The organism is Paracoccus sp. 22332, from assembly GCF_052045125.1.
Taxonomy (GTDB): Bacteria; Pseudomonadota; Alphaproteobacteria; order Rhodobacterales; family Rhodobacteraceae; genus Paracoccus; species Paracoccus haematequi_A.
Genome location: NZ_JBQEOI010000071.1, coordinates 1 through 9,241, shown reverse-complemented (window position 1 = coordinate 9,241; position 9,241 = coordinate 1). Strand labels below are relative to the sequence as shown.

11 protein-coding genes are annotated in these 9,241 nt (G+C 63.3%); 5 read left to right on the top strand and 6 right to left on the bottom strand.

Going from position 1 to position 9,241, the window contains the following annotated elements:
- Positions 1–99 precede the first annotated feature (99 nt).
- Together ACTJI6_RS22880 and ACTJI6_RS22875 are read right to left on the bottom strand one after the other, a co-directional pair.
- Positions 100–573, bottom strand: a complete 474-nt coding sequence (locus tag ACTJI6_RS22880; RefSeq protein WP_440803979.1) for an AzlC family ABC transporter permease — start codon at positions 571–573, stop codon at positions 100–102.
- Positions 534–824, bottom strand: a complete 291-nt coding sequence (locus tag ACTJI6_RS22875; RefSeq protein ID WP_440803976.1) for an AzlC family ABC transporter permease — start codon at positions 822–824, stop codon at positions 534–536. The genes ACTJI6_RS22880 and ACTJI6_RS22875 overlap by 40 nt, the downstream gene beginning before the upstream one ends.
- A gap of 126 nt (positions 825–950) precedes the next feature.
- Between ACTJI6_RS22875 and ACTJI6_RS22870 the strand changes: the two genes are divergently transcribed.
- Positions 951–1,415 carry an Lrp/AsnC family transcriptional regulator gene (locus tag ACTJI6_RS22870; protein ID WP_440803974.1) on the top strand — a complete coding sequence of 155 codons (465 nt, stop codon included), beginning with the start codon at positions 951–953 and terminating at the stop codon, positions 1,413–1,415.
- A 450-nt stretch (positions 1,416–1,865) separates the two neighbouring features.
- Here ACTJI6_RS22870 and ACTJI6_RS22865 read toward each other — a convergent pair whose 3' ends face one another.
- The 3 genes from ACTJI6_RS22865 to ACTJI6_RS22855 form a co-directional block, all read right to left on the bottom strand.
- Positions 1,866–2,942: an ABC transporter substrate-binding protein gene (locus tag ACTJI6_RS22865; protein ID WP_440803972.1), complete on the bottom strand. Its 1,077-nt coding sequence runs from the start codon at positions 2,940–2,942 to the stop codon at positions 1,866–1,868.
- A 419-nt stretch (positions 2,943–3,361) separates the two neighbouring features.
- On the bottom strand, positions 3,362–4,690 hold the full coding sequence (locus ACTJI6_RS22860) for an MFS transporter (protein ID WP_440803970.1): 1,329 nt from the start codon (positions 4,688–4,690) through the stop codon (positions 3,362–3,364).
- 130 nt (positions 4,691–4,820) lie between these two features.
- A complete protein-coding gene (locus ACTJI6_RS22855) occupies positions 4,821–6,059 on the bottom strand; it encodes an aminopeptidase P family protein (RefSeq protein WP_440803967.1) in 1,239 nt (412 codons plus the stop codon).
- 105 nt (positions 6,060–6,164) lie between these two features.
- Here ACTJI6_RS22855 and ACTJI6_RS22850 point away from each other — a divergent pair, with 105 nt between their 5' ends.
- The 4 genes from ACTJI6_RS22850 to ACTJI6_RS22835 all read left to right on the top strand — a co-directional run bounded on the left by ACTJI6_RS22850 (position 6,165) and on the right by ACTJI6_RS22835 (position 8,372).
- Complete coding sequence (locus tag ACTJI6_RS22850; RefSeq protein WP_440803965.1) at positions 6,165–7,073, top strand: LysR family transcriptional regulator; 909 nt, start codon at positions 6,165–6,167, stop codon at positions 7,071–7,073.
- A 312-nt stretch (positions 7,074–7,385) separates the two neighbouring features.
- Entirely contained in the window at positions 7,386–7,772 is a 387-nt protein-coding gene (locus ACTJI6_RS22845; protein ID WP_440803984.1) for a hypothetical protein, read from the top strand.
- Entirely contained in the window at positions 7,676–8,176 is a 501-nt protein-coding gene (locus tag ACTJI6_RS22840; protein ID WP_440803981.1) for a hypothetical protein, read from the top strand. Before ACTJI6_RS22845 ends, ACTJI6_RS22840 begins: the two co-directional genes overlap by 97 nt.
- Positions 8,166–8,372, top strand: a complete 207-nt coding sequence (locus ACTJI6_RS22835) for a hypothetical protein (protein ID WP_440803820.1) — start codon at positions 8,166–8,168, stop codon at positions 8,370–8,372. The genes ACTJI6_RS22840 and ACTJI6_RS22835 overlap by 11 nt, the downstream gene beginning before the upstream one ends.
- A 717-nt stretch (positions 8,373–9,089) precedes the next feature.
- Here the strand turns inward: ACTJI6_RS22835 and ACTJI6_RS22830 are convergent.
- On the bottom strand, positions 9,090–9,241 hold a 152-nt coding region (locus ACTJI6_RS22830; RefSeq protein WP_440803822.1), incomplete at its 5' end, for a helix-turn-helix transcriptional regulator.

Here is a 9,241-nt window from a genome sequence, read left to right as displayed (position 1 = left end):
GGCTCACGGTCCGGTCGCGCAGCAGGAGATAGCCGTCGATCCGGGTCAGATAGGTGACTAACGCCATCATCAGGATGGTGAGGATCACAAGAGGGTCGATCATTGCGGCCTTGCCAGCAGATATGCGGCGATCACACCGGACAGGGCTCCGGCCGGCACATACCACGCCCCCGGAAGCGCCAGATACACCAGAGCCGCGCAGACAAGGCTCACGAGCCAGGGCAGCGCGGCGCGCGTGCCCTTCCACATCCCGGCCAGCATGACGAGGAACACGGCAGGGAAAGCCATGTCGAAGCCGAAGCGGGTGGCATCCCCCAGCACCGGTCCGATCACGGCGCCCGCGGCAGTTGCCGCAATCCAGGTGAGATAGAGCGCAAGGGAAAGCCCGAGATAGTATCCGAGATCGAGCTGTCCGCCGCGGCGTTGGGCGTCCGCCAACCCCATTGCCCAGGACTCGTCGCACATCAGGAACAGCGCCGGCAGGACCGTGCGCCGCGGCAGGTGGCGCACCATTGGGGCAAGAGCCATGCCCATCAGCAGATGCCGGCTGTTGACCAGGAACGTGATGGCCACGAGAGCGCGACCTGAGGCGGCGACGTCCACATGGCGATGGCCGCGAACTCGGACCCGCCCCCGAAGTTCAGCCCGGTCAGCAGGGGAACCTCAACTGCCGACAGCCCTTTCTGGGTGGCCTGGGCACCGAGGACGAGCCCGAAGGGCAGGAACCCGAGCAGCACCGGCACGGCATCCCGCAGTCCGCGCATAGCCCCAGCAGGGGAGGGATATTCAGTCGGTGGCACAAAGGCCAGGTCGCTGTCCGCCATGGGCATCACCTTGGTTGTCTCGCGCCTTTGAATAGCCTATTGCCCGTGGCATTTGTCGCCTTTCTTGCTGATATTCTCTGTGGTCTTGGACTATGATTCTGCTGCAGGAATAATGATTAGAATCCTATGCCAGCTGAACTCGACCGCATCGACCGCGCGATCCTGAACGCTCTCCAGGAGGACGGCCGCCTGCCGAACAACGACTTGGCGGAACGGGTGGGCCTCTCGCCCTCTTCCTGTCTCCGGCGCGTGCGTCTTCTGGAGCAGCGCGGCGTCATCACCCGCTATGTCGCGCTGATCGATCCTGCTGAGGTCGGCATGGGCATGACGTTCTTCGCCCGTGTTTGGCTGACCGGCCAGGACGAGGACACCGTGAACAGCTTTGTCGATGCGGTGAAGTCACTCCCGCAGGTCGTCGAATGCCACCTGATGGCAGGCGATTGCGACTTCCTGCTGCGCGTGGTGGGCGCAGACATCGACGCCTACCGGCGGTTCCAGGCAGAGCATCTGGGCCGGATCAAGGGCGTCCAGAGCATCAAGACCGAGATCCCCATGCAGAAGGTCAAGCAGACCACCGCCATTCCGGTCTAGAAGATGCCTTGAGTGCGTCACACTTCGTCAGCTGTCCGCAGAGCAGCCGCTTGGCGGTGCCGTTACCGCTATACTCGGAGAGCAAATGAAGTGTCCGTTAGACCATCCCCTTTCGGACATCAAAGATGAAACCGCGATCTTGTGGATAACAGTATTTGCGCGAGTTTAGATCACCACTCGCCGCAGTGACCCGCCTTACTTGCGGCTATACTGCTGACACAGACATGGCGGATTGCCACCGAGGATTTCTCGGCACTGCGCTGGCGCACGATCGATTGAAGGGAACCGGCTTCTTCCAGAACCTTAACATCATCGCCGACTCGGACGATCCACATGATCTATTCAAGATTCTGACTCGGGCGAGGACCTTATCCACCGGGGTATAGCGCGAGGGCGAAGCACTCTGACAAGATCGCGCAAGGCTCACCCCTTGCGCGATTTGTCCTGCCGTCAGCTTGCCGAGAGCCAGGCGTTGAAGCGCTCTGTCAACTCGGACTCGTGATCGACCCAGAAGTCATAGGACGACGCGAGTGCGTTCTTCATGTTGTCTGGGTTTGTCGGCATGTTCGGGGCCATCTCGGTTTTGCCGTCCTGGTAAAGACCGACCAATGGCGCCGACGATTTGCGGGCCGGGCCATAGCTGATCCACTTCGCCTGATCGGCCAGCCGCTGCGTGCCGGTGGCAAAGGCGATGTATTCCAGTGCCGCGTCCTTGTTGGGCGCGCCTTTGGGTATGGCGAACAGGTTGTATTCATAAACCTGCCCGTCCCAGACCATGTCGAAGGGGCGGCCCTCCGACACGGCGGCGTTGAAGATCCGGCCATTATAGGCGGTGGACAGCACCACCTCGCCGTCGGCCAGAAGCTGTGGCGCCTGCGCCCCGGTTTCCCACCAGACCACGTCATCCTTAATCGTGTCCAGCTTGGCGAAGGCACGGTCCACACCCTCGGGCGTGGACAGCAGGTCGTAGACCTGATCCGCCGGAACGCCGTCGCCCATCAGCGCCATCTCCAGCAGCGCCTTGGGCGCCTTCTTCAGGCCGCGCTTGCCGGGAAACTTCGCCGTGTCGAAGAAATCGACGATGGTCGTGGGCGGGCTGTCCGGAAAGCGGGTGCGGTCATAGGCATAAACGGTCGAGAAGACGATCGATCCCACGGCGCAATCGCTGAGACCCTGAGGCAGAAAGTCGTCGGTCGCTGGGGTGCCGTCCGGGGCAGGGGGCAGAATAGCGGAGTCGATCTCCTCCAGCAGACCTTCATCGCACAGGCGGATGGCATCGGCATATTCGATGTCCACCACGTCGACGGTGACATTCCCGGCCTCGACCTGCGCCTTGATCGGGATGGCCGGATTGTCGCTGTCGACCGATACGACGGTAATGCCGGTATCGGCGGTGAAGGGCTTTTGATAGGCCTCGACCTGGCTCTGGCTGTAGGTGCCGCCCCAGGACATGACAGTGATCTGTTCCGCCATGCCGGCGGACGCGATTAGAACAAGGGCAGTGCCGAGGATGAGAGACGTCTTCATGATGCTTCCCGTGCTGGATGTGGAGGTCATCAGCCCAACCATGGCCACATGGCTGGCTGTCTTTTCCTCAAGCGGAGCGCCCAATTGTGCCGTCTGTCAAAGGAGCTTTCCTCAAGTTCCTATGAGAAACACTCATATACGAGCGGAGCTGTCCACAATGGCTGGCTCTCGTGCTGCATTAGGACCGAAACTGCGTTGCTTGCTGCAGGAAAGAATAATCAGGAAGTTCCTGTCTTGATTGTTTTTCGCGCAGGTGGCGCATGACTTGCGCCCGTGTCAGCCATGCGTGATATCCCGGACAGCGGCTCTTGAAAAGGAATACGGCGTTACGAGCGCCAAGCCTCATTAGTATGGTCGAACCGATGCACGCCTTCGGTGTGATCTGAGAACCAAAGCGCAGCGGACGAAAAAGGGTCGGCTCAGTCTTCCAATGGTTTGCCAGCGGTTTCACGGCAGGATAGCATGGCGATCAGAGCGACAACCGCCGCCCCTACCAGGAACCAGGCGGGTGCGGCCTTGCTGCCCGTGATCGAAATCAGCCAGGTGGCAATAAAGGGCGCAGTGCCGCCAAACAGGGCGTTGGCGGTATTGAAGCTGAAGGCGAAGCCGGAATAACGCACGCGCGTCGGGAAGATCTCGGTCAAAAAGCAGGGCAGGGTGCCGTCGTTCACAGTCAGCAGGGCGCCGAAGATCACCTGGATCAGCACGATCATCCCGAAGGTGGCGCCGTCAAGCATGCCGAACAGCGGCACCGTCAGGACCATGAACAGGATCGAGGCCGCAATCAGTGTCGTTTTGCGCCCAATGCGGTCAGACAGTGTGCCCATCAGAAAGATCAGGAAGATATAAGCGAACAGCGCGATGCTGTTGGCCAGGAACGAAGCACTTTCATCCATGCCCATTTCGGTGATCAGATAGGTCGGCATGTAGCTGAGGATCAGGTAGAAGCCGACCGCATTGAGGCAGGTGACGGCAAAGGCGCGGATGACCGGCTTGCGATAGGTGGTGAACAGTTCCCGTGTCGGGGTCGCCTCGATGTGGTGTTGCGCTTCCAGTTCGCGGAACTTGGGCGTGTCCTCCAGCTTCAGGCGGATATAAAGACCTACAAGACCCATGGGGAACGCAAGAAGCAGCGGCAGGCGCCAGCCCCAGCTTTGCAGTTGCGCAGTATCCAGCAGCGAGAACAGCAGAGCTGACATCAGGGACCCGGCCAGCAGGCCCGCAGCGGTGCTGGCGGGAACCATGCTGGTGTAGAAGCCGCGCTTGTCGGGCGGGGCGTACTCGGCCAGGAATGATGCCGCCCCCGCATATTCACCGGATGCGGAAAAGCCCTGCACCATGCGCAGGACCAGCAGCAGGATAGGCGCGGCGAACCCAATCTGCGCATAGCCGGGAAGAAACGCGATCAGGGTCGTTGCGCCTGACATGATCAGGATGGACCAGGACAAGGCGGTTTTCCGACCGATGCGATCGCCGATGCTTCCCCAGACAATTCCCCCGATGGGTCGGATGATGAAGGAAATCGCGAACACCGCGAAGGTCGCCAGCAGCGCGGCCGAGGGGGCGATCTCGGGGAAGAACACCACCGCAATCACGGTGGCGAAGTAGCCGTAGGACGCGTAATCGAACCATTCGACGAAATTGCCGATGAAGCTGGCGGTCAGAACCTTGCGCAAGACGGCGGGCGTGGCCCTGGCATCTCCCAAGGTGTCCGGACCCGCGACGGTGGGAATGGTCATGGCGGTCATGGTTTCCTCCCAGGTGGACCGATGATGACATGTGTCAGCGTTTCCGGCCTGACCCTCCCGGCCCGCCGGACGGCTTTCGGATGTCGTTGAAAGAAAAACGGCGGGGTTTGCGCCCCGCCGGTTCTTTCTGTCAGGCGGCCTTGGCCTTGGCCGCGTTCTTGACGATCAGGTGGTCCGACCCATAGGGAAAGCCGGTGATGTTGCGGTTGCCGCCTTCCTCGATCACCAGGATGTCGTGCTCGCGGTATCCGCCGGCACCGGGTTGGCCTTCGGGAATGGTGATCATCGGCTCCATGCTGACGACCATGCCGGGCTCCAGCACCGTGTCGCAGTCCTCACGCAGTTCCAGGCCAGCCTCACGGCCGTAATAGTGCGAAAGGACACCGAAGCTGTGGCCATAGCCGAAGCTGCGGTATTGCAGCAGGTCGGCGGCGGCATACATCTCGTTCAGTTCGGCGGCGATGTCGGAACATTTCGCGCCCGGCACCAGCAGCTCCTTGCCGCGATCATGCACGTCGCAGTTGAACTGCCACAGCCGGATATGCTCGTCGCTGGCTTCCTCGGCAAACAGTGTGCGTTCCAGCGCGACGTAATAGCCCGCGACCATTGGGAAACAGTTCAGCGACAGGATGTCGCCGCGCTGGATCTTGCGGCTGGTGACGGGGTTGTGGGCGCCGTCGGTGTTGATCCCCGACTGGAACCAGGTCCAGGTGTCCAGCAATTCGCCATCCGGCCAGGACTTCGCAATCTCGCGCACCATGGTGGCGGTGGAATGCAGCGCCACCTCATGCTCCGGCACGCCAACGGCGGTGGCCTCGACACAGGCCGCGCCGCCCAGATCGGCGATGCGGGCCATTTCGGTGATATGGGCAATTTCCTCGGCCGACTTGATCATGCGCAGGCGCATGGCGGGGGCGGCGATGTCCACGAACTCGACGCCGGGGAACTCGGCCTTCAGCAGGTTCAGCAGGTCGATGTTGACGTGGTCGAACTCGATCCCGATGCGACGCGCCTTACCGATGATCTGGCGGATGGCATGGAAATAGTTGTCCTTCTGCCAGTCCGTATAGGTCAGGTTGCGCCCGCCGAAGGTCCGGCGCCACGGCTGGCCACCATCGATGCCCGCACTGATCGAGGTGGCGTGGTCATGGTCCACGAAGAACCCATAGCGCCGACCGAACTGGCAATACATGAAGTCGGCGTAGTAGTTGATGTTGTGATAGGACGTGAGCAGCGCCGCATCGACATTGTTGTCGGCCATGTGCTTGCGGATCGAATCAAGCCGCCGCTGCATTTCCGCGTCCGAGAAGGTGCCTTTGGCCTTGTCGCCGTTGCCGACGAAATCTTGAAGTCTTTCACGCTCGATCATCGCTTCCTCCTGATATGATATTTCCTGAAACATGCACGTAGAGTTTGCAGTGGTCAAAAGACCAATTATAAAGCTCTGATTAGGTTTTCTCATAAAAGGCGATTAATGTCCCAGCCGCCGCTGAATGCTCTGCGCGCTTTTGAGGCCGTGGCCCGAACTGGCAGCTTCCGTGCGGCGGCCGCAGATCTGTTTGTCACGCAATCGGCGATCAGCCACCAGATCAAGCACCTAGAAGACTGGCTGGGGGTCTCGCTGTTCGACCGCAGCGGGCGGACGCCACGCCTGCTGCCGCGCGGCATCGCCTTGGCCCGCGATCTGACAACGGCATTCGACGGGATCGATGCGGCGTGCCGCCGGGCAAGACCCGCGACCGCCGAAGGGGCAGTGGTCGTGGCGGCGATCCCGTCCGTGGCAGTCTGCTGGCTGATCCCCCGGCTGCCCCGCTTCCGTGCCTTGCATCCCGATGTGCAGTTGCGCGTGATCTATGCCCATCATGGCCACGAGATCGACTTCACGGCCACCGACGTGGCATTCACCTTTGCCGACGTGCGTCCTCAGGGCGAAGGCATTGTGGCTGAACCGTTCTTGTCCGGGCGCAGCGTGCCGGTAGGTAGCCCGACACTGGTCGGCACGGGCCCAGCCAAACTGTCGGTCGAATGGCTTTTGGCAATGGGGCTTTTGCACGATACTGACCTGTCGGGCTGGAAAACTTGGCTGGCGCGTGCAGGGTCGGATATTCCAGATCGGCTACCCGGGGCAATCTTCGAAGATTTCAATCTGCTGCGCGCTGCAGCCTTGGCAGGACAGGGGGTAGCGCTGTGCTCACTGGCAATGATCGGGCCGGACTTGGCTGAAGGACGGTTGGTGCAACTGTCCGAAAGATCGGTTTTGGACGAGTATAATTATTACCTGATCCAGTCCAGCCAGACGTTGCGCGATACCGGTCGACGTAGGGCGCGCGAGGCGTTCTTGTCTTGGATCAAGAACGAACAGGTTGCCACGCTGGTGGCGTAGAAGCGGCTTCAAATGGATCCACTTTGTTGTTGGCTCCTCGGGCGGCACCCAGAGCGCCGCTTGGGCATCGGCCCAAGCCTCCGGGAGACAACCCCAGCACCATCAACAGGGCGAGACGCACGATCACAACGCCTGATCCTAGCGCTTGCACTCGCTGAGTCCGATTACGCTACCCATCAGGTCAAGCTGGCCTTGCTGGAAAGAGCGGGTCATGCGGCGGTTGTGGACTCACGCCGAAGCGCAAATCGTTGTTTTTCTTCTACTCCAGTCTGTTTCTGATGGCTATCAGGTTGCTTTCAAAGGCCTCCGCGGGTGGACCTGCTGAAGCTCGGCTACAGCGCCAATCCGCAAAAGCGGCAAAGGCACCAGCTGGGGCTGCCGAAGACCGCGCAGGTGACCCTGCTGCGCAACATTGCCATGCCCACGGGACACGCCGCCTGCGCCGCCGAGAAGCGCCTGCACGCCCGGCTGCGCCGGCAGCATCCCGAGGCGGTGGTGCCGCCCCAGGACTACCGGGGCATCCTCAACGTGGTCAGCGAGGTCTGGCCCGGGAGGAGCCGGCCATCATCCGCCGCTTCGCCCTCCACGAGGCCGGCCATGCCATCGCCGCCACGCGGCTCGCGCGCGGCCGCGTCCAGGAGATCCATGTCGGCATGGCGGGCGGCCATGTCGCCCTCGGGGATCAGGCTCCCCTGCTGACACGGCGCGATCTGGTCGATCAGCTGACCTGCCTGCTGGCGGGCCGGGCGGCCGAGGAGCTGGTGCTGGGCAGCGGCTGCATCGGTGCCGGACAGGGCGCCGACAGCGATCTGGCCCGCGCCACCGAGATCGCCCTGCGGCTGGAGTTGACCTACGGCCTCAGCGGCCACAGCCTGGTTCATGTCGCCGATCCGGCGCCGATGCTGATGACGGACCCGGCGGTGCGGACCCGGGCCGACCGGCGGCTGCGCACGGCGCTCCGCCGCGCCCGCCAGCTCCTGGCCGCGGAATATCACTGGCTGCTGCACCTCGCGGACCGGCTCTGCGCCGAGCGCGTCATCGCCTGCGGCGACGCGGGCCTGGATCGGCCCGGCCCGGACCCGGAGGCGCGCCATGAGCCGTGAGCCGGGTCTCCCGGCGCTCCTGGCCGAGGCGCGGGATCAGGCGGCGGTCCTGGCCGAGATCCTCGATCTCCTCTTCCTGGCGGCCGAGGGCCTTGGCGACACGCCTGGCGCCGCCCTGGCCCGCGGCGCCATGCTGGCCCGCGACCGGCTGGACCAGTTGCGGGACCTGCTGCGCGACGCCCGGCCGCCGCCGTGACGGGCCTCGCGCAGGAGGCGCGGGGTCGGGGACGCGGCCGATGCCTGTTCCGCGGGATCGTCCGGCCTGGACGGATCCAATGCCTTTCCCGGGCTCGCAAAGGCCTCCCTTCAGCGTCCCGTCGGGGACTTTAATAAAAAGACTAAAGAAACCCCGGACATCTGCCCCCGTCCGGAAGACCTTTGTCCAGGGAGCATTGCCAAAACGGAAAGCCGCCGAAAGCCGACCAAGTCCCGAACGTCTTTCCGGGGAGATGAGCATGAAACGCGTCGGGGATACGCGACGCCGCGTCTCGGGACAAGGCCGGCGGGCGTCGCGCGGGCCTCGGGGCGGGAGCGGGATCCAATCGGCGCCGAGGCCGCTTCGAGAGAGATCTGGCCAACAGCGCCGAGGCCTGTCCAGACCAGCGACCCTCTCTGGCCATGCACCTCCCTGCCTCCGCCTCCGCCGACGGCGTCGCCAAGTCTGGCCCGCGCGGACCGGGCGGCATCAGCCGGCTTCTCGAGGCATCGTCAGCCACGGGTGACGGTCAGTTCCCTGGCCTACCCCTGCTCGCCTTCCAGGATCAGCGCGCCGCACCGGCGCCGGACGATCCGCACCCCCGTCTCCCCTGAAGGTTGCCGATCCTGGGGCGAGGACGTGCCGCGCCCATCGTCAGCACGGCAGGCCCTTCCAGGGGCGGTCGGATCGTTCCTGTCCATCGCCAGCACCCCCCGGTCAGGCGGCGGGACCGTCGCGCTCCGCCTCCGCCTCGCGGATCAGGTCCGACAGCGGCGTTTCCAGCCGGGCGGCGAGCCTGGCCATGGTCAGCAGGCTGGGGCGGTGCTTGCCGGCCTCGAGCAGCGAGACATAGCGCGGGCTGAGCCCGG